The 19,232-nt window shown below is 45.4% G+C and carries 13 protein-coding genes; 8 read left to right on the forward strand and 5 right to left on the reverse strand.

The genetic code is table 11. From position 1 onward, the window contains the following. Nucleotides 1-26: 26 nt before the first annotated feature. Entirely contained in the window at nt 27-920 is an 894-nt protein-coding gene (gene dapA / locus HMPREF1536_RS19475) for a 4-hydroxy-tetrahydrodipicolinate synthase (protein ID WP_028729478.1), read from the forward strand. 62 nt (nt 921-982) lie between these two features. On the opposite strand, the gene HMPREF1536_RS19480 is transcribed toward dapA, so the two are convergent. Continuing rightward, nucleotides 983-2,647 (reverse strand): AMP-binding protein, encoded by a 1,665-nt coding sequence (locus HMPREF1536_RS19480; RefSeq protein WP_028729477.1) that lies wholly within the window; start codon nt 2,645-2,647, stop codon nt 983-985. Nucleotides 2,648-2,946: 299 nt separating this feature from the next. On the opposite strand from HMPREF1536_RS19480, the gene hypD reads away from it, so the two are divergent. Both hypD and HMPREF1536_RS19490 read left to right on the forward strand, forming a co-directional pair. Further along, nucleotides 2,947-5,355: a trans-4-hydroxy-L-proline dehydratase gene (hypD, locus tag HMPREF1536_RS19485; protein WP_028729476.1), complete on the forward strand. Its 2,409-nt coding sequence runs from the start codon at nt 2,947-2,949 to the stop codon at nt 5,353-5,355. A 2-nt stretch (nt 5,356-5,357) separates the two neighbouring features. Then, nucleotides 5,358-6,266: a glycyl-radical enzyme activating protein gene (locus HMPREF1536_RS19490; RefSeq protein ID WP_028729475.1), complete on the forward strand. Its 909-nt coding sequence runs from the start codon at nt 5,358-5,360 to the stop codon at nt 6,264-6,266. Nucleotides 6,267-6,279: 13 nt separating this feature from the next. On the opposite strand, the gene HMPREF1536_RS19495 is transcribed toward HMPREF1536_RS19490, so the two are convergent. Then, nucleotides 6,280-7,155, reverse strand: a complete 876-nt coding sequence (locus HMPREF1536_RS19495; RefSeq protein WP_028729474.1) for a helix-turn-helix domain-containing protein — start codon at nt 7,153-7,155, stop codon at nt 6,280-6,282. A gap of 164 nt (nt 7,156-7,319) precedes the next feature. Between HMPREF1536_RS19495 and HMPREF1536_RS19500 the strand changes: the two genes are divergently transcribed. From HMPREF1536_RS19500 to HMPREF1536_RS19510, 3 genes are read left to right on the forward strand one after another with little or no spacing between them, the layout of a single operon-like run. Then, the gene (locus HMPREF1536_RS19500; protein ID WP_028729473.1) at nt 7,320-8,342 is read left to right on the forward strand and encodes an efflux RND transporter periplasmic adaptor subunit; all 1,023 of its coding nucleotides are present in this window, start codon (nt 7,320-7,322) and stop codon (nt 8,340-8,342) included. After that, entirely contained in the window at nt 8,339-11,419 is a 3,081-nt protein-coding gene (locus HMPREF1536_RS19505; RefSeq protein ID WP_028729472.1) for an efflux RND transporter permease subunit, read from the forward strand. Before HMPREF1536_RS19500 ends, HMPREF1536_RS19505 begins: the two co-directional genes overlap by 4 nt. Nucleotides 11,420-11,450: 31 nt before the next feature. After that, on the forward strand, nt 11,451-12,740 hold the full coding sequence (locus HMPREF1536_RS19510) for a TolC family protein (protein ID WP_081693405.1): 1,290 nt from the start codon (nt 11,451-11,453) through the stop codon (nt 12,738-12,740). 63 nt (nt 12,741-12,803) lie between these two features. Here HMPREF1536_RS19510 and HMPREF1536_RS19515 read toward each other — a convergent pair whose 3' ends face one another. After that, on the reverse strand, nt 12,804-14,825 hold the full coding sequence (locus HMPREF1536_RS19515; protein WP_028729470.1) for a hybrid sensor histidine kinase/response regulator: 2,022 nt from the start codon (nt 14,823-14,825) through the stop codon (nt 12,804-12,806). 25 nt (nt 14,826-14,850) lie between these two features. Beyond that, the gene (locus HMPREF1536_RS19520) at nt 14,851-15,732 is read right to left on the reverse strand and encodes a helix-turn-helix domain-containing protein (protein WP_028729469.1); all 882 of its coding nucleotides are present in this window, start codon (nt 15,730-15,732) and stop codon (nt 14,851-14,853) included. Between the two features lie 163 nt (nt 15,733-15,895). On the opposite strand from HMPREF1536_RS19520, the gene HMPREF1536_RS19525 reads away from it, so the two are divergent. Continuing rightward, complete coding sequence (locus tag HMPREF1536_RS19525) at nt 15,896-16,255, forward strand: Hpt domain-containing protein (protein ID WP_028729468.1); 360 nt, start codon at nt 15,896-15,898, stop codon at nt 16,253-16,255. Nucleotides 16,256-16,350: 95 nt separating this feature from the next. Here HMPREF1536_RS19525 and HMPREF1536_RS19530 read toward each other — a convergent pair whose 3' ends face one another. Further along, nucleotides 16,351-16,803, reverse strand: a complete 453-nt coding sequence (locus tag HMPREF1536_RS19530; protein WP_028729467.1) for a NanQ anomerase/TabA/YiaL family protein — start codon at nt 16,801-16,803, stop codon at nt 16,351-16,353. A 212-nt stretch (nt 16,804-17,015) separates the two neighbouring features. Here HMPREF1536_RS19530 and HMPREF1536_RS19535 point away from each other — a divergent pair, with 212 nt between their 5' ends. Continuing rightward, on the forward strand, nt 17,016-19,226 hold the full coding sequence (locus HMPREF1536_RS19535) for a heavy metal translocating P-type ATPase (RefSeq protein WP_028729466.1): 2,211 nt from the start codon (nt 17,016-17,018) through the stop codon (nt 19,224-19,226). The last annotated feature ends 6 nt before the right edge of the window (nt 19,227-19,232 follow it).

Here is a 19,232-nt window from a genome sequence, read left to right on the forward strand (position 1 = left end):
AATAACAAAAAAGGAATATTTTCCCCATGGCAGACATAAATTTAAAAGGAATGGGTGTGGCCCTGATCACTCCCTTCAAGGAAGACGAAAGTGTGGATTATGATGCGTTAAGTAAACTGGTAGACTATCAGGTGCAGAACGGAACAGATTATTTGGTCGTGTTAGGAACTACCGCAGAAACGCCAACCCTCACTGAAGAAGAAAAAAAGAAAATCATCAGCCTTGTTGTAACAAAGGTGAATGGTCGTATTCCCATCGTTTTGGGAGTTGGTGGCAACTGTACCCGTACGATCGTTGAAAAGTTGAAAAACGATAATTTTGATGGTATCGACGCTATCCTGTCTGTCGTGCCCTATTATAATAAACCTTCACAGGAGGGAATCTATCAGCATTATAAGGCAATTGCCGAAGCAACCAAACTTCCTATCGTATTGTATAATGTACCGGGAAGAACCGGTGTGAATATGACGGCTGCTACAACGCTCCGCATTGCACGCGAATTTAAGAATGTGGTTGCCGTGAAAGAAGCTTCCGGTAATATTACTCAGATGGATGATATTATTAAGAACAAGCCGGCTAACTTCAATGTAATTTCGGGTGATGATGGTATTACATTCCCGCTGATCACTTTAGGGGCAATCGGTGTTATCTCGGTTATAGGTAACGCTTTCCCGCGTGAATTCAGCCGCATGGTTCGTCTGGCACTAGCCGGAGATTATGATCATGCCCGCACGATTCACCATCGTTTTACAGAATTGTTCGAACTGCTGTTTGTCGACGGTAACCCTGCCGGAGCAAAGAGTATGTTGAATGCAATGGGATTTATCGAGAACAAATTGCGTTTGCCACTGGTTCCGACACGTATCACGACTTTCGAAAAGATCCGTGATGTGTTGCGCGAACTGAGTATTAAATGCTAATATAATGATATTGTAAAAAAGGCAGGGATGAAAATCCCTGCCTTTTTTATTTCTTTTTACCACTAACTCTCTTCAGCCGGTTGATACAAATACCGTTTGATGCTGCGTTTAGGAGTCTTTTCAAATTCTTCCTGATATAATTTGAAGCAGGAGACCTTGCTGTATGAAGGCATTTCGTTGTTCAGCTGGTTGATGTTCTGTTGCATTAACCCTTCTATCTCGGAGTGCTGGATACCGGCTTTGTCGACCTGTTCCCAGTCCGGGTAAATGAGGGCGACCAGTTTACCGCCTTGCGAGATTACCAACGATTCAGCAACGTAAAGCATATTATTCAGCCGGTCTTCTATCTCCTCCGGATAGATGTTCTGTCCGCTCGGTCCCAGGATCATAGACTTGCTGCGTCCGCGGATATACAGGAAACCGTCGGAGTCGATCGTTCCCAGGTCGCCCGTACGCATCCAGCCGTCGGGCATCATGACCGCTTTCGTAGCATCCGGGTTCTTATAATATCCCAACATAACATTCATGCCGCGAACCAGTATTTCACCAACTTCGTTTTCGGGGTCGGCCGAATCGATGCGTGCTTCCATACGGTCGACGATACGGCCAACGGAACCCTGTTTGAAAGTATCCCATTGCTCGTAAGCCACCAACGGGCCGCATTCCGTCATACCATAACCTACCGTGTAGCGGAAATTGATCGAACGCAGGAATGATTCTACCTCCTTATTGAGGGCTGCACCGCCGATCACCACCTCTCCGAACTTGCCACCGAAAGAGTCGTTCAGCTTTTTGGCGATCGTATCGAGCACCTTCTGGTCGAGATACGGAACTTTCAGCAGCAATTTGATAAGCGGCTTCTCCAATTCCGGGAATATTTTGTTCTTGACGATCTTCTCTATGATAAGAGGGACGGCCAGTATCAATGCCGGTTTCACGCGGGCAAAAGCCTCTGCGATGATCTTCGGACTGGGCGTGCGGGTAAGGAAATGCACATGGCATCCTTTATTCACACAGTTCAGTATCTCGAAAGCCAGGCCATACATATGCGCCATCGGCAACATACAAACCACACTGTCTCCCGGATGGATAAACGGCAGGTTATCGTAAGCAAACTGGGTGTTGCTCCACAAGCTGCGGAAAGGGATCATCACACCTTTGGAGAAACTTGTCGTTCCCGAGGTATAATTAAGCACTGCCAGCTCTTCCGGTTTCTCTACATGATATTTCACGTCGGCGGAGGTGAAGGAGCGGGGATATTTCTTACCGAAATATTCGTTGATCCTGTCGCGTACCACACGTACTTCCTTATTCTTACTCTTGATGATCGAGAAGTTATCGAGCAGCATGAACAGTTTAACATCCGGCATCATTTGTTCATTCATATTCTCCCAGTTGTTTGCCCCGGCCAAAACGGCTTTGGCTCCCGAATGGTTTACGATATGATGGATGTTATCCGGCTTGAAATCATGCAGGATAGGTACGGCAACGGCTCCATAGGCCAGGATGCCGAAGAAACAAATCGCCCAGTTGGAAGAGTTACGGCCAACAAGTGCCACTTTATCCCCTTTCTTTATTCCGGCATGTTCCAGTATGATGTGAAATTTTTCTATACGGCGGGCCACATCTTTATAATGGTATGTATGTCCATTATAGTCTGAGAAAGCAGGCAAGTCCCAATGTTCCTTGATGCTGTTCTCTATAAGTCCTAAAAAACGATTTTCCATGAAGATGTATTTAGATGAATAACCATGAAAACTAAACGAATGTTGCAAATATAGCAAAAAATACAGACGCAGTTATTTTGTTTATTCATGAAAAGTATTTATGTTTGCGGTGTTCATATAACACCTTGTAAATAGCATGGTAATAAAAGGTTACAGGAAACTTTTCAATTGCTTGATGTTCTATCTTTAAACATCGCATTCTCTCCCGGGTTCAGCCGCCTGCGGTGCGGCCGGTTCTTTTGTTATTCTTAATTATTCATTCAAAAATACTGTGTATGTTAACAGCTCAACGTGCACCTATGAGTGCGTCAAACTTTGCTCCCGCAGTGGAAGCAAATGCTTATGGTATGAACGACCGTATTAAACGTTTGCGTCAGCTTTCTTTCGAAGCCGAACCGTCTTTGTCTATTGAACGGGCCTTGATCGAGACCCGCTTTTATAAAGAAAACTACGGTAAATATCCTATCCCTATCCTGAGAGCGTTGAACTTTCTGGAAATATGCAAACATAAGACGATATATATAGGAAAAGACGAACTGATTGTCGGCGAACGCGGGCCGGCACCGAAAGCCGTACCGACCTTCCCCGAACTGACCTGCCATAGTGTGGAAGACCTGCATGTGCTGAATACCCGCGAATTGCAGCGGTACACGATCAGCCAGGAAGATATCGATACCTACGAACGCGAAGTAATCCCTTACTGGAAAGGCCGTACGCAGCGCGAACGCATCTTCAGCCATGTTCCGCAAGAATGGAAGGAAGCTTATGAAGTCGGCATGTTTACCGAGTTTATGGAACAACGTGCGCCGGGACATACGGCTCTCGACGGCAAAGTATACCGGTTCGGCCTGCTCGATCTGAAGGAACGGATTGAGGGTGAACTGGAAGGCCTTGATTTTATGAATGACCCCGAAGCGACGGACAAACAGGAAGAACTGACGGCCATGTCTATCTCCTGTGATGCCGCTATCCTTTTCGCCGAACGTCATGCCGACCTGGCAGACGAGATGTCGATGACGGAGAAAGACCCGAAACGTGTGGCCGAACTTCGTAAAATAGCGGAAGTTTGCCGTTGGGTTCCGGCACATGCTCCCCGTACTTATTGGGAAGCCATTCAAATGTATTGGTTCGTTCACTTGGGAACTATTACGGAACTGAACGGATGGGATGCTATGAATCCGGGGCATTTCGACCAACACCTGGCTCCTTTCTACGAAAAAGAGATTGCCGCAGGAACACTTACCCGTGAGGAGGCTAAAGAGCTGATGTCGTGCTTCTTCATTAAGGTAAACAACCATACGGCACCCCCCAAAGTCGGCATTACGGCCAAGGAAAGCGGAACTTACAATGATTTTACGAACCTGAATATCGGTGGCGTAAAGGCCGACGGCAGCGACGGAGTAAGCGAGGTTTCCTATATTATGTTGGAGACAATCGAGGAACTGCATATCCTGCAACCCGGTAGTGCGATCCACGTCAGTGCCCGTACGCCGGAACGTTTCCTGCGTGCCGGATGTAAGGTGATCCGCCAGGGACACGGTTATCCTTCCGTCTTCAATCCCGATGTATATATCCAGGAACTGATGCGCCAGGGAAAATCCTTGCAGGATGCCCGTGAAGGCGGTTGTAGCGGTTGTATCGAGGTGGGTGCTTTCGGTAAGGAGGCATACGTATTGACCGGCTATCTGAATGTGCCGAAAATACTGGAAGTAACGCTTCATAACGGCATCGACCCTGTATCCGGCCGTAAGGTGGGACTGGAAACCGGCGATCCGCGTAACTTTGCAGATTACAACGAGCTATACGCTGCCTTTATGAAACAAATCCATTATTTCGTGGATATGAAGATGCGTGTAAGCAATTATATCGACCGGATGTTTGCCAAATATGCCCCGGCAACATTCCTGTCGCTGTTTATTGACGATTGCATTGCCAAAGGGCGCGACTACTATAACTGTGGCCCCCGGTATAACACCACTTATATACAATGTACCGGGTTGGGGACTATTACCGACAGCCTGTCTTCCTTGAAGAAGCATGTCTATGAAGATAAACGCTTCTCGATGGATGAAATGCTGAAAGCGATGGCAAACAATTTTGTCGGTGCGGAAGTGATGCGCCAGACCATTCTTAACCGCACTCCGTTCTTTGGGAATGATGATGAATATGCGGATACGATCGCTGTAAAAGTATTCGACGATCTCTACGATGCTATCGAGGGCAAGCCGAACACGAAAGGCGAATGTTTCCATCTGAATATGCTGTCGACTACCTGCCACGTTTATTTCGGTAAGGTGATGGGAGCCACCCCGAACGGCCGCTTGGCTGAAAAGGCCATTTCCGACGGTACTTCCCCTTCGCATGGCGCCGACACGCACGGGCCGTCTGCCGTGATCAAATCGTTGGGTAAGCTGGATCAGGTAAAGAGTGGAGGTACCTTGCTGAACCAACGTTTCCTGCCGAGCCTGTTGAAACGGGAGGAAGATATATCCAAACTGTCTTCCCTGATACGCAGCTACTTCGCTCTGGGTGGACATCATATCCAATTTAATATCGTAGATACGGAAACCTTGTATGCAGCACAGAAATGTCCGGAAGATTACCGTGATCTGTTGGTACGTGTAGCCGGTTACAGTGATTATTTTAACGATATGAACGCTGACCTGCAGGCTGATGTGATTGCCCGCACGGAACAGGATAACTTCTGAGAATGGGTTTGATATTTGATATTAAGCGCTATGCAATAAACGACGGGCCGGGTATCCGGATCACTATCTTTATGAAAGGATGCCCGCTGTCGTGTGTATGGTGCCATAATCCGGAAGGACTGTCCAGCCGGAAACAGAAGCTGTATACAAAGAAGAAATGTATCGGATGCCGTACTTGTGTGGATAACTGCCCGCAAAAAGCGCTGTCATTGACTCCCGACGGGGTTGTGACCGACCGGTCGCTTTGTGATCTGTGCGGCAAATGTGCAGAGTTGTGTCCGGCTATGGCGATGGAGATTTCCGGAACGGAATACTCCATTGATTACCTGATCCATGAGATCGAAAAGGAAACGGTTTTTATGGATCGTTCGGAGGGAGGCGTTACTTTCTGCGGAGGAGAACCCTTGCAGCATCCGGATATGCTGCTGGAAATGCTTCGCCGTTGTGGGGAGTTGGGTATTCACCGTGCCGTCGATACAACGCTATTGGCCGTGCCGGAAGTGGTCAGGAAAGTAATGGAACATTCCGAACTTTTCCTGGTGGATCTTAAGCATATGGATACAGTTAAACATAAACTTTATTGTGGTGTTCCTAATGAGTTGATATTGTCTAACTTACGAATGGTTGCGGAAGCCGGGCACGAGTTCCATATCCGTATTCCCCTGATTGAAGGTGTGAATGCCGATGAAGAAAATATAACCCGCTCGGCCGAGTTTCTCGCTTCTTTACCCTGGCAACATCATACGGTCAATTTGCTCTTATACCATGACATAGGTAAGAACAAGCATGAGAAATTGGGAACGATATATAACCCGGATCATTATCCGATGGCTACCCCTTCGGAAGAGGTAGTGCAGCGTTCCGTAGATATATTCCATAAGTATGGCATTGAAGTAATGATAGGGGGATAATCCGGTTTATCCCCTATATCTTTCTATATTCTTTGGGTGATACGCCTGTATGGTGCTTGAAATATTTCCCGAAGAACGACTGGTTGGCGAAGTTAAGTACATCGGCAATCTCCTGAATGGTCATATTGCTTGATTTCAGCAAGGCCTTGGCTTCCAGTATAACATATTCGTCGATCCAGTCTCCGGCAGACTTTCCACTGACATCTTTAACTACCAGCGATAGATATTTGGCTGTAACACAAAGTTTGTCTGCATAAAAACCTACGCTTCTTTCCTGTTTGTAGTTTTCCATCACTACCCGCATGAATAACCCGAACAGTTCTTCTTTGCGGGATCTTTTTCCACCGTCTATCGGCTGATGCCTGCGGAAGATATTGCAAATATCATAAAACAAGGCCAGAAGCAGGCTTTGCATAACTTCTTTCCGGTACACATGCTCTTTCATCTTCACTTTCTTCCACAGGAAGGAATGGTATTCTTTCAGGCTGTCCAGCTCTTCATCGGTGATAGTTGTACATGGATGTTCTTTCACATAAAAGAAGGCCGATAAAAGGTTCTGTACTCCCGGGATCGTGTCGTCGATGAACTGTTTGGATACTCCGAGGAAGATAGCTTCGAAGTCGTCGCTGCGTTCATGTTGCTGGACGATCTGGTCGGGTAAAAGAACAACCATACTACTGGATGAAATGAAATACTCTTTCAGGTTGATACTGAAACGGATATGTCCTTTCAGGCAGATTGCGAAAACGGCAGCATCCACCCGGTTGGGGTAATCCAGGAGGGGGATTTCGTTCAGGTCGTCGAAGATCACGAAATCGTCGTCGAGGAAGTCCATCTTCGATGAATGCTCGACATTGGATAGATTTATGGTCGGTACTGTTTGATCCATCTTTTCTTAATTTATATGCAAACATACATAAATAATTAGTATGTGATGTAAGCTAAAGCGACTTTCGGAACAATTATCTTGGTTAACTGACCTTTTATAAAATAAGGAAACTCTACACTTTTGCATCGTTTTAGTTTAAGTAAATTACTAATATGTAGATAGGTATGAAAGTAGTCAATTATGCAGGTGTTTCTTTGATGGTGATCCTTGCTGTCAGTTGTTCAGGCCAAAAGAACGAATCGGCAGCAGAGCGGGAGATACCGGTGAAGGTGGTAGAGGTAGTGGGTTCCGGCTTTGTCAACGGGCAAAGTTATGTAGGAACGGTAGAGGAAGAATCGGCATCTTTGCTGAGCTTTCAGGTGATGGGGAATGTAGAAAGGATCTTTGTCCGCGAAGGGCAACAGGTTAGCCGGGGGCAGCTTTTGGCTTCTTTGGAACAGAGTGTGCTTCAGGATACCTATGATGCGGCCCTGGCTTCTTTAGGACAGGCGCAGGATGCGTCGGATCGTATGAAGATATTGTATGAGAACAAGAGCCTTCCGGAGATTAAATGGGTGGAGGCGCAAAGTAAGCTTCAGCAAGCCCGGTCGATGGAAAGTATCGCCAAAAAGAATCTGGAAGATGCCCGGCTGTATGCCCCTTTCAGTGGTGTGATCGGAAAGCGGAATGTAGAAACCGGCGAGAATGTACAACCGGGTAAACCGGTCTTTACCTTACTGAATGTGAGGACAGTCAACGTTAAAATAGCAGTTCCCGAAAAGGAAATATCGGCCATAGAGAAGCGTAAGGCAACCCTGACGGTAGCAGCTTTGAATAACCGAGTATTTGAGGGTACGGTCACGGAAAAAGGGATTACAGCCAATCCGGTATCGCATACATATGAAGCAAAGATAAAGCTGGATAACGACCAGGGGGTATTGTTACCGGGAATGGTTTGCAGCGTAAAAGTGGAGAATGAAGATACTTTATCGGCTATCTCCCTGCCAAACAATGTCATTCAGATCTCCCATACCGGCGAACGGTATGTCTGGTGTATGCGCGACGGAAAAGCAAAGGCCGTACCTGTACGTGTCGGCGGGCTGACAGACAACGGATTGCTGATAACAGACGGTTTGAAGGAGGGTGACCTGGTGATTACCGACGGTTACCAGAAAGTGAGTGAGGACATGAAAGTAAAAGCCTTATGAAAAGCAAAAAAGGAATTATAGAGTGGGCCATGCATTATTATCAGATCACGCTTCTGGTTCTGACGATATTGGTCGGCCTTGGAATTTATGGTCTGGTAGATATGCCGAAACAGGAGTTCCCGGAGTTTACGATCCGGCAGGGTGTCGTTGTCGGCGTATATCCCGGAGCTACGTCGGCAGAAGTGGAAGAGCAGCTGGCCAAACCGCTTGAACGGTATTTGTTTACTTTCAAAGAGGTGAAAAAGAAAAAGACCTATTCCATGTCGCGCGACGGGATGGTGTATATCATGGTGGAGTTGAACGATGAAGTGAACAATAAAGATGAAGTCTGGTCGAAGATCAAGCTGGGATTGCAGAACTTCAAGTCGCAGTTGCCTTCCGGTGTCCTGGCGGTGATAGCGAATGACGATTTCGGGGATACGTCGGCTTTATTGATCACGCTCGAATCGGAAGACAAGACTTATCGTGAGCTGGAGAAATATATGGAAACGCTTGAAGACCGTCTCCGTCGCATCGAGTCGGTTTTAAACCTGCGCCGCTATGGTATGCAGAAAGAACAGATCAGTATTTATCTGGATCGTGACAAGCTGACAGCATACGGGGTCGATACACGGATGCTGCTGACAACCTTATTTACACAAGGGTTTACTACTTCCGGCGGTTCGCTGGAAAGTGAAGAGATTGAGATCCCGATCCATTTTACCAACACTTATTCTTCTGAAAAAGAGATATCCGACCAGATCATATATGCAGATGGCAACGGGAATATGATCCGTTTGAAAGATATTGCGCGGATTGTCCGTGAATATCCCGAACCGGACAGTTATATAATGAATAACGGGAAGAAAGCGATTATTCTTTCTATGGAGATGCGCGAAGGGAATAATATCGTGCAGTATGGGCGTGAGGTGGATAAAATCCTCACTGCATTCCAGGAAGAGCTGCCGGAAAGTGTTTCCATAAAGCGTATAGCCGACCAGCCGAAAGTGGTGGACGACTCGGTCAGTTCATTTGTGCGCGACCTGTTCGTCTCTATTATAGTGGTGATCCTGGTCATGATGTTTCTGTTCCCTTTCAAGTCGGCTGTTGTGGCGGCAACCTCTATTCCGATCAGTATCTTTATCTCTGTCGGGATCATGTATGCTGTCGGCATCCCGTTGAATACGGTTACACTTGCCGCCCTGATCGTTGTGTTGGGAATGATCGTGGATAACTCGATCATTGTCATCGATGCGTATCTGGAAAGGTTGGATAAAGGGATGTCGCGCTGGCATGCGGCTGTATCGAGTGCCAGGAACTATTTCTCGTCTATCTTCCTGGCAACCCTGAGTATTTGTATCATTTTCTATCCGTTGCTGTTTACAATGACAGGGCAGATGCTTGATTTCGTGAACTGGTTTCCCTGGACAATTACGATCTCTTTAATGACTTCCCTGGTTATTGCCATGATATTCATCCCCATGCTGGAACATGTACTTATAAAAAAAGGATTGAAGGGAGGACAGGATCAAGCGGGGAAGAAGAAGTTCAATTTACTGGATTATGTGCAGGCACTCTATGAAAAGGTGTTGACGTGGACTTTCCGTTTCCCTAAGACGACACTCGGTATCGGAGTCCTTTCCGTTGTATTGGCGATCCTGATCGTAATACATATACCGTTACGGATGATGCCGACAGCCGATCGTGACCAGTTTGCCATCGAGATCTATTTGCCCCAGGGGGCAGCGCTCGATAAAACGGCTGCCGTATGTGATAGCGTATATGCCTTATTGAAGAACGATGAGCGCGTTCTATCCGCCACTGCCTTTATCGGAATGGCTTCTCCTCGTTTCCAGGCCACTTATGCGCCGAATATGGGGGGCAAGAACTATGCCCAGTTCATTATTAATACGACCTCCGTGAAGGCGACGACGGAGTTGCTGGATGAATATACCAATGCATATGCGGATCATTTCCCGGATGCTTATGTCAAATTCAAGCAACTGGATTACCAGAATGTTACTTCCCCGTTGGAAATACGTTTTATGGGGGATGATATAGTTGCCTTGAAACAATCGGCCAATACACTGATGGCGGCTTTGCAGGATGTGGAAGGGCTTGTCTGGATACATACGAATTTTGAAGAAATATTGCCGGATGTACGTGTGACCCTCGATCCGGTAGAGTCTTCCCGGTTAGGTATCTCAAAGGCGATGGCTGCTGCCGATATGGCTATCCGATATAATGGCATGTCGGTAGGTTCAGTCTGGGAAGGCGATTACCCGTTGGCTATCTGTCTGAAGTCGGAGAAGGATAAAGGAGAAAAGGATTCGTTTTCCCGGGTGGGAGATACCTATTTGCCTACGGCCGCTCCGGGTATCAGTGTTCCACTTCGTCAAGTTTCCGAAATAGAAGCGGGGTGGAATGAGGGGCAGATCGTCCGCCGTAACGGTGTACGTACGCTTAGCGTGATCGCCCAGGTAAAACGGGGTTACAATGAAACCAATATGCAGAAAGAGGTGGAAAAGGTTATGGACAGCCAGGTTATCCCCGGCCTTCCCGATGGCGTCAGCTATGAATATGGCGGTGCCAGGGAGTCGGATGAAGAAGTGATCACCCCCTTGGTAAAAGGACTTTTTATTGCTGTGATCATTGTGTTCTTCTTCCTGCTGATCAATTACAAGAAGATCGGCCTGGCTATGGCGGCCCTTTCTTCCATACTCCTGTGTCTGTTTGGTGCCGCTTTCGGACTGTGGGTGTCCGGACTGGAATTCAGCCTGACCTGTGTTTTGGGGATCATCAGCCTGATAGGTATTGTGGTGCGTAATGCAATTATGATATTCGACCATGCGCAGGATCTGCGTATCAATAAACACATACCGGTTAAAGATGCGGCGATGGATGCGGGCAAACGCCGGATGCTGCCGATCTTCCTGACATCGGCTACGACAGCTGTAGGCGTAGTACCTATGATAATAAGCAATAGTTCGCTGTGGACGCCAATGGGGGTAGTGATCTGTTCGGGTACTGTATTTGCCATGATCTTTGCAGTCGTTGTGCTTCCGGTATTTTATTGGATGATATTCGGTGCGAAATAATAAATAGAGTTGTAACTAAATGAAAAAGAATATGCTAAATAAAAGAACTGCCGCTGTTTTCAGTGTTCTTCTTGGTTTCTTTCTTATCCAGGCTTTGCCTGTAAAGGCTCAGCGAAGTCTGACTTTGGAGGAGTGTAGCGGGTTGGCTTTGGAGAATAATGCCAGAATGAAGAATGCCCGTCTGGATGTAAAAGGAGCGGAGGAAGAACGGAAAGAGGCTTTCACCAAATATTTCCCGTCTGTAAGTGCTACGGGAAGTGCCTTTACTTCAGATAACGGAATGGCCGAACTTGTATTGATGCCGGGGATGGAAATGACAATGGCTAAAAATGGTATCGTAGGAGGGATCACGGCCGTTCAGCCGATATTTACCGGAGGACAGATCCTGAATAATAATAAGCTGGCCGGTTTGGCTGTGGAGGTAAGCCGTTATCAGATGAAACAATCCGAGAATGAAGTATTGCTTACTGTCGAGCAGTATTACTGGCAGCAGGTATCTTTGCTGGAAAAAAGAAAGACGATTTCTATCATGGAGTCGTTAATCGATAACCTTTATAAGGATGTGGAGGTTTCCGTACGTGCCGGTGTGGCAAACCGAAACGAGTTGCTTCAGGTTCAGTTGAAAAAGAACAGTATTGCCAGCGACCGGCTGAAAGTAGAAAACAACCTGCGCTTGTCGAAGATGATCCTGGCTCAGTATATCGGGTTGCCGGAAGATGATTTTACGATTCAGGTAACCATACAGGAACCTTTGTCTTCGCCGGAAACCTACCGGGTCGATCCGGTAACAGCCCTGCCGACAACGGTCGCCTATAAATTGCTGGATAAGAATATTGAGGCAAACCGGTTGCAATACAAACTAAAGGTCGGTCAGAATTTGCCGACAGTCGGAGTCGGTGCCGGTTATATGTATCATAATGTGTTGGATACAGACCATTCGTTCGGGATGATCTTTGCTACGGTCTCCATACCTATCACAGATTGGTGGGGAGGTTCTCATGCCATAAAGAAGCAGAAACTTCAGTTGAAAGCCGCCGAATATACCCGGCAGAATTCAAATGAACAGCTACTTATACAAATGCAGAAACTATGGAACGAACTGGAGGAGACGTATAAGCAGGTAAGTATTTCGGAAGAGTCGGTAAAAACGGCAGAAGAGAATGTGCGTTTGAGTACGGATTATTATCAGGCAGGAACAGAAACATTGAGCGACCTGCTCAATGCCCAGTCTCTATTGCAGCAAAGCCGGGATCAGTATACGGAGGATTATACCAACTACCTGATCAAACGGACACAGTATCTGCAGGCTACCGGTAGATAACCGGAAAAGTCATGGAAAGTAAAAATGAGGGTACCCTTATTGATAAGGAGTACCCTCGTTTTCTTATTGCAGGTATTTACCGAGTACGCTCATCAAAGCTGAAATATCGATCGGTTTTGCCAAATGATAATTCATGCCGGCTTTTAGCGCATTGGTTACATCTTCCGAAAAAGCATTTGCAGTCATGGCTATAATTGGCATGCCGGAAATATCGGAACGCTTCAGGGAACGTATCTGGCGGGTGGCTTCATAACCATCCATTACAGGCATTTGGATATCCATCAGTATCATTTGGTAAAAGCCTTCCGGTGACCGGGATACTATATTTACGGCATCCAGTCCGTTCACCGCCGTATCGATGGAAACGCCGGTACTTCCAATAATCTCTACTGCTATTTCACGGTTTAGCTCGTTATCTTCCACCAGCAAGATACGCTTGCCGGAATAATCGGCATCGGAGAGTTTGAACTGTCTGACCGGCTCCGATCGGCTTCCTTCGTGGAGGAATCGTTGTAGTACTTTGAGCAGTTTCGATTTATAGAGGGGCTTGGTTATGAATCCATTGGCTTTTGCCGCTTTGGCTTCCGCTTCATATTCCTCGATGTCATAGGCGGAAAGGATAATAATGGGTATGTCTGTCCCTATAATTTTTCTGATCTGCCGTGTCGCTTCTAAACCATTCATATCCGGCATCTTTAAATCAATGATAACAGCAAAGTAATCGTTCCTTTCCTGATGGCGTAGCTGCACTTTGTTTATCGCTTCACTCCCGGAACAGACATAATCACTGTTTATGCCTATTTCCTGTAGACAATTGCAGGTGCTTTGGCAAGCCGTTTCATCATCGTCAACAACAAGTATCTCCAATCCGTCTGTCCCTATTTTTTCGATAGGAGCAAATTCCTGGTAGTGCAACGGCATATTGATTGTAAAACAGGAACCTTTACCGTATTCGCTTTCTACTTTGATATCTCCCCCCATCATTTTTATGATCTTATGGCTGATAGCCATACCGAGTCCGGTTCCTTGAATATTTCTGATCTCATTATCATCGGCCCGCTCAAACGGTAAGAATATTTTATCGAGGAAATCAGGTTTCATTCCTCTTCCGCTATCCTTAAATACAAATTCATAGTTCCCGGTGCCGTCTTTTGGCTCTTTCTCATTGATATCTATTGTTATCTGTCCCTTTTCCGGAGTATATTTAACTGCATTTGACAGGATGTTCATCAATACCTGTTTAATTCTTTGCGTATCCCCTGTTACATACTCATGTTTTAAGTCCTTGACATGAATGTCCAACGTTTGCTGTTTATTCTTTATTTCAGGCTGCATCATAATGACCAGATCCTGTAAAAGCTCTCCTATATTAAAATCATCTTCGGAAAGGATCAATCTGCCGCTTTCGATTTTCGACATATCCAGCACTTCATTGATCAGGCTGAGCAACAGTTTTGAGGAGCCATCGATTTTCTCCATGCAATCGAGCACCCTTTCCTGTTCGTTTATATGAGCTTTTGCAATAGCCGTCATCCCTATAATGGCATTCATCGGTGTCCGGATATCATGACTCATGCGGGCAAGGAAATCAGATTTGGCCTGATTGGCTTTTTCGGCCGAGTCGAGCGCTTCTTTCAGTTGCTTCGATTGTTGTTCGAGTTTCTTTTGCAACTCGCGTTGTTCAGTGATATCGGTGATATCGATCATTACCGTATAGGAGATCGGGACTCCATTTTGCAGTTGGTCTGTGAAGGTGGCGGTGAGCTTTACCCATTTCGAACCATCTTTTACCGGCATCTTCATGATCGCTTCGTAACCGTTGGTATTATTGGCTATTGCATCATATACTTTCTGTCCCAATATGTTCCAGGCTTCTTTATGCTCTTTAAAATATATGTCAGGGCGGTTCTGGAAAAGTCTTTCATACTCTTCTTTGGGATAACCTATCAGGTCATAATAGAAATCGTTTGCCCATAGAAGGGTAAAATGTTCGTCCAGCAAATGTTTACTGACACTGACCCCCATAAGGCCCATTAGTAAACTGTACTCGATATTTGTTCCTGATTGTTGAGCTTCTTTTTCCATATTATTCTTTTCTAAGAGATATTTATTAACTGAAATCTTTTTGATAGCAGGAGTAGGTATATTGTTTGCCTCTATATTCCTGAGGCGTCATTCCTACGTGTTTGCGAAAGAATCTGTTGAAGAATGACAAGTTGTTGAAACCTAGTTCCATTGCTATATTTTTAATTTCCTGATTAGTCCCTTTTAATTGTACTTTGGCATCGATAAGTATTATCTGTGTTAAAACATCGAGAGGGGTCTGGCCGATTGCCTTTTTTATGCAAGTCGCTAAATAGGAGGGCGTCAATCCCAGCCGGTCAGCATAGAATGAGATATTATGCTCTGCTGTATAGTGTTTTAAAGCTTGATTTATAAAATCCTGATAGATCTCCGTGTAGCGGGTTCGCTCTTGTTTTTTCAGCAGTTGTTTACTATCGTATAATTCAATAATACCCTGACTGCATATCGTGAAAATAGCTTTTATCATCTCTTTATTGCTCACAATATTAGGATATACTGCATATCGGCGTAAAAGATCGTAGAAACTGGCAATCAGTTTAGACATGTTCTGGGAAATGGGTATGACCGGATGTCTGTAAATGGACGATAAACAACTCATTGTACTTTTAAGAAAGTTGGCATAACTCATAAAGTCTGAAGAAAAAGCTGCGAAGTATATTAAAATGTCGTCTGACATTTCATGTACTTGTATGTAACTGTTGGGTGTCAATGTTATGACATTATATTTAGTTGTTTTATATTCGGATAGATTAATAGTCGAGCGGACGTATCCTTTCATACAAAGGATAAAAACTCCCGCTTTGATCTTACAGGGAATACCTATATATTGTTTTATTTCATTGGCGGAGACATATTTCCCGACCATAAAATCAGTAGGAGAATCAAGACAGATAATTTGTTTATCCATGTAGGTACAATTTATTTAGGTGTCAAATATAGAACTTATTTGAAAAACAAATGATGTAAGAAAAGAAATGGAACATAAAAAGCAAAGAATGAATTTGTTTATTGTTGCCGATAACCGTTAATTTGCATTCTTATACAAACAACTTCTTCTTTATATAATTAATATGACAGACAAATATAAGTGTCAGCTGCAGGAAGCTGGCGTTAATTTAGATAGCGCCCTGAATCGTTTTATGGGAAACGAAATGTTGTATGCAAAGTTTCTCCGGAATTTTGTTCAGGACGAAAGTTTTCAAAAGCTGGAAGAGAGTCTGAAAGCAAAAGAGATTCACGACGCTTTTATGTATGCCCATACAATGAAAGGGATAGTAGCGAATTTAGGTATCCAGTCTCTTTGGGACATATTGACTCCGATGGCCGAACAGTTGAGGAATGAAGACCCGGAGAACATCCCGGATCAACAGGAAATACTAAAAAGGCGATATAATGAAATCTGTAATATAATTAATGAAAATCAGCTGTAACCTGCTTGGTTAATGATAGATATGACCGATATTTTCCGGATAAAGACAGTAAATCTATCTTTAGAGAAAATACCGGTCTGTCGTATCTGGCAATATTATTCTTCTACCTGTACTTTTACGATCATTTTGCGGATGCTTCCTTCGCCTATGCCGGGAGCATGGCCGTCTTCCGGGAAATAGACGGCAAACTGTCCTGGATAGATTTTCGTGTAAGCCGTAGGACGATCCACATAGAAAGCAATATCTTTTTCTTCATCATAGGGGATAGATACTTCCTGCAGTTCGCAACCGGGTTTCCAACCGATCTTTTCTACTCCCAACAGAGGCAGTTGTATGTCGATATACTTTTTGTGTGTTTCAACGGCAGCCTCTTTCTTGTCTTTACCGGTCAGCGTTACAACGCTGATGAATAAGCGTGAGCCTTCCAGTTCATACTTTCCGTCTTCTAATTTGGAGAAATCAGTAGCTTTTATGTAATCGAATGCTTTTTTGAATAAAGGGTGCAAGCGTTCTACCTTTTCTGTGTTGTTTAAAGAATCAAGTATCATACGTATTCGTTTTTATAAATTCATCCGTTAATTATAGTTTGACAAAGGTCGTATATCCGAATGTTAAATAATAGGACAAATATACCAAATAAATCTATTTATTTAGTACATATCTTAATGGGGAGGTTTGGAAAATCCGCAACTTTGTTGCAACTGTTTTATTTGTATCTTTGTTCTTCTATTGAGGAATCAGAATAAAAACATATATAATAATGAAAGAGGTAGAAAGTAAGGTACTGCCTGTTCTGGAGATGAGTTGTGCTGTCTGTGCCAACAATGTAGAGAGTACCGTTAAAGCACTTCCCGGAGTAGAGGAGGCATCTGTCAATTTCGCGGCGAACACTTTATCCGTTACATATTCCCCGTCTGTTATATCCTTGCAGAAGATACAGGAGGCTGTACAGGCTGCCGGATACGATTTGATAATAGAATCGGAAGACCCGCTCGCCGAGCAGGAAGAAATGTCGCGTAAACATTATAAAAAGTTGAAACGTAATACGATCGGCGCATGGGTGCTGTCCGTGCCGTTGGCGTTGCTGGGTATGGTCTTTATGCACATGCCGTATGCCAATTGGATTATGATGGTGCTGGCATTGGCCATCATGCTGCTGTTCGGCCGATCGTTCTATGTTAGCGGTGCGCGCCATGCGATCCAGGGGAAAGCGAATATGGATACTTTGGTCGCCCTTAGTACGTCTATCGCTTTTGTATTCAGCTTTTTCAATACGGTATATCCTCAGTTCTGGTACGAACGGGGCCTCGAACCGCATGTTTATTATGAGGCTTCGGGGGTGATCATAGCATTTGTCCTGTTAGGAAAATTGATGGAAGAACGGGCAAAGAACAGCACTTCTTCCGCCATTAAGGGACTGATGGGTTTACAACCTAAGACTGCCCGTCGGGTGATAGACGGCAAAGAGGAGGAAGTTCCTATTTCATCCCTGCAAAGAGGATATGTGCTAAGTGTACGCCCGGGTGAGAAGATCCCGGTAGATGGCATTCTGTTGGAGGGTTCGTCCTCTGTCGATGAAAGCATGTTGAGCGGCGAACCTATTCCGGTAGAGAAATCGGGTGGCGACCGTGTCCTGGCCGGAACGATCAACCAGAAAGGGGCTTTCACTATGGAGGCAACCGGGGTTGGAAATGAAACGATGCTGGCGCAGATCGTACAGATGGTACAGGCCGCCCAGGGTAGTAAAGCTCCGGTACAGCGTATCGTTGACAAAATAAGCGGTATATTTGTTCCGGTGGTAGTGCTTCTTTCCGTGATCACGTTCGTATGCTGGATGGTGATCGGGGGAGGAGATTATTTTTCCTATGCACTGTTGTCTGCCGTGTCCGTACTGGTTATAGCCTGCCCTTGTGCCTTAGGCCTGGCTACACCGACCGCCTTGATGGTAGGGATGGGAAAAGGAGCCGAAAGGCATATCCTGATAAAGGATGCGTTTGCTCTGGAAAATCTTTGCAAGGTAGATACGGTCGTTCTGGATAAAACCGGAACTTTGACGGAAGGCGTTCCGGTGGTAACGGACTCTTGCTGGCTGTCAGAGTCAAATGTTTGCTTTCTGGATATCCTTTATACGGCTGAACTGAAGTCTGAACACCCGCTGGCATCTGCCATTATCCGTTGGCTGGAAGATTCGGGCGCTTCGACCTGCGAAGCCGGAAATTTCGAAAGCCTTACGGGGCGGGGTATCCGTCTGGAGGTAGAAGGTGTTACGTATTGGGTTGGAAGCCAGGGATTACTGGAACTGTTCGGAGCCCAAATTCCGGAAAAGACATCGGAACAAATCGCAGGCTGGCAGGAGAACGGCCAAAGCGTGGTTTATTATGGAAAAGGAAACGAATTGCTGGCTGCGTTGGCTATTTCCGACCGTATAAAACCGACTTCGGCAGCAGCCGTAAAGGAGTTGACCGGAATGGGTATCGAGGTGCATCTGCTTACCGGAGACGGAGTTAAAACGGCAGAGAGAGTAGCCGATACATTAGGCATAAAATATTTCAAAGCAGAAGTAATGCCCAATGACAAAGAGGAATATATAATGGCTCTTCAGAAGTTGGGAAAGAAAGTGGCGATGGTAGGCGATGGTATCAACGATTCGCAGGCACTGGCTCGTGCGGATGTCAGCATAGCGATGGGAAAAGGAACGGATATTGCTATGGATGTGGCTATGATCACATTGATCACTTCCGATCTGTTGCTGTTGCCCGAGGCGATTAAATTATCCAGACGGACAGTGCGGTTAATTCATCAGAACCTGTTCTGGGCATTTATATATAATCTGATAGGTATTCCGTTGGCTGCAGGTGTCTTATTCCCAGTGAACGGATTGCTTTTAAATCCGATGCTGGCGAGTGCGGCAATGGCATTCAGTTCCGTATCGGTTGTTCTTAACAGTTTGCGATTGAAATTTATGAAGTAATATTTT

The sequence above is a fragment of the Parabacteroides gordonii MS-1 = DSM 23371 genome (assembly GCF_000969825.1).
Classification (GTDB): Bacteria; Bacteroidota; Bacteroidia; order Bacteroidales; family Tannerellaceae; genus Parabacteroides; species Parabacteroides gordonii.

Coding starts and splice junctions, on each gene's coding strand:
- HMPREF1536_RS19520 (WP_028729469.1), bottom strand. CDS start 15,732: ATGGATAAACAAATTATCTGTCTTGATTCTCCTACTGATTTTATGGTC.
- hypD (WP_028729476.1), top strand. CDS start 2,947: ATGAGTGCGTCAAACTTTGCTCCCGCAGTGGAAGCAAATGCTTATGGT.
- HMPREF1536_RS19490 (WP_028729475.1), top strand. CDS start 5,358: ATGGGTTTGATATTTGATATTAAGCGCTATGCAATAAACGACGGGCCG.
- HMPREF1536_RS19495 (WP_028729474.1), bottom strand. CDS start 7,155: ATGGATCAAACAGTACCGACCATAAATCTATCCAATGTCGAGCATTCA.
- dapA (WP_028729478.1), top strand. CDS start 27: ATGGCAGACATAAATTTAAAAGGAATGGGTGTGGCCCTGATCACTCCC.
- HMPREF1536_RS19525 (WP_028729468.1), top strand. CDS start 15,896: ATGACAGACAAATATAAGTGTCAGCTGCAGGAAGCTGGCGTTAATTTA.
- HMPREF1536_RS19535 (WP_028729466.1), top strand. CDS start 17,016: ATGAAAGAGGTAGAAAGTAAGGTACTGCCTGTTCTGGAGATGAGTTGT.
- HMPREF1536_RS19505 (WP_028729472.1), top strand. CDS start 8,339: ATGAAAAGCAAAAAAGGAATTATAGAGTGGGCCATGCATTATTATCAG.
- HMPREF1536_RS19510 (WP_081693405.1), top strand. CDS start 11,451: ATGCTAAATAAAAGAACTGCCGCTGTTTTCAGTGTTCTTCTTGGTTTC.
- HMPREF1536_RS19500 (WP_028729473.1), top strand. CDS start 7,320: ATGAAAGTAGTCAATTATGCAGGTGTTTCTTTGATGGTGATCCTTGCT.
- HMPREF1536_RS19480 (WP_028729477.1), bottom strand. CDS start 2,647: ATGGAAAATCGTTTTTTAGGACTTATAGAGAACAGCATCAAGGAACAT.
- HMPREF1536_RS19530 (WP_028729467.1), bottom strand. CDS start 16,803: ATGATACTTGATTCTTTAAACAACACAGAAAAGGTAGAACGCTTGCAC.
- HMPREF1536_RS19515 (WP_028729470.1), bottom strand. CDS start 14,825: ATGGAAAAAGAAGCTCAACAATCAGGAACAAATATCGAGTACAGTTTA.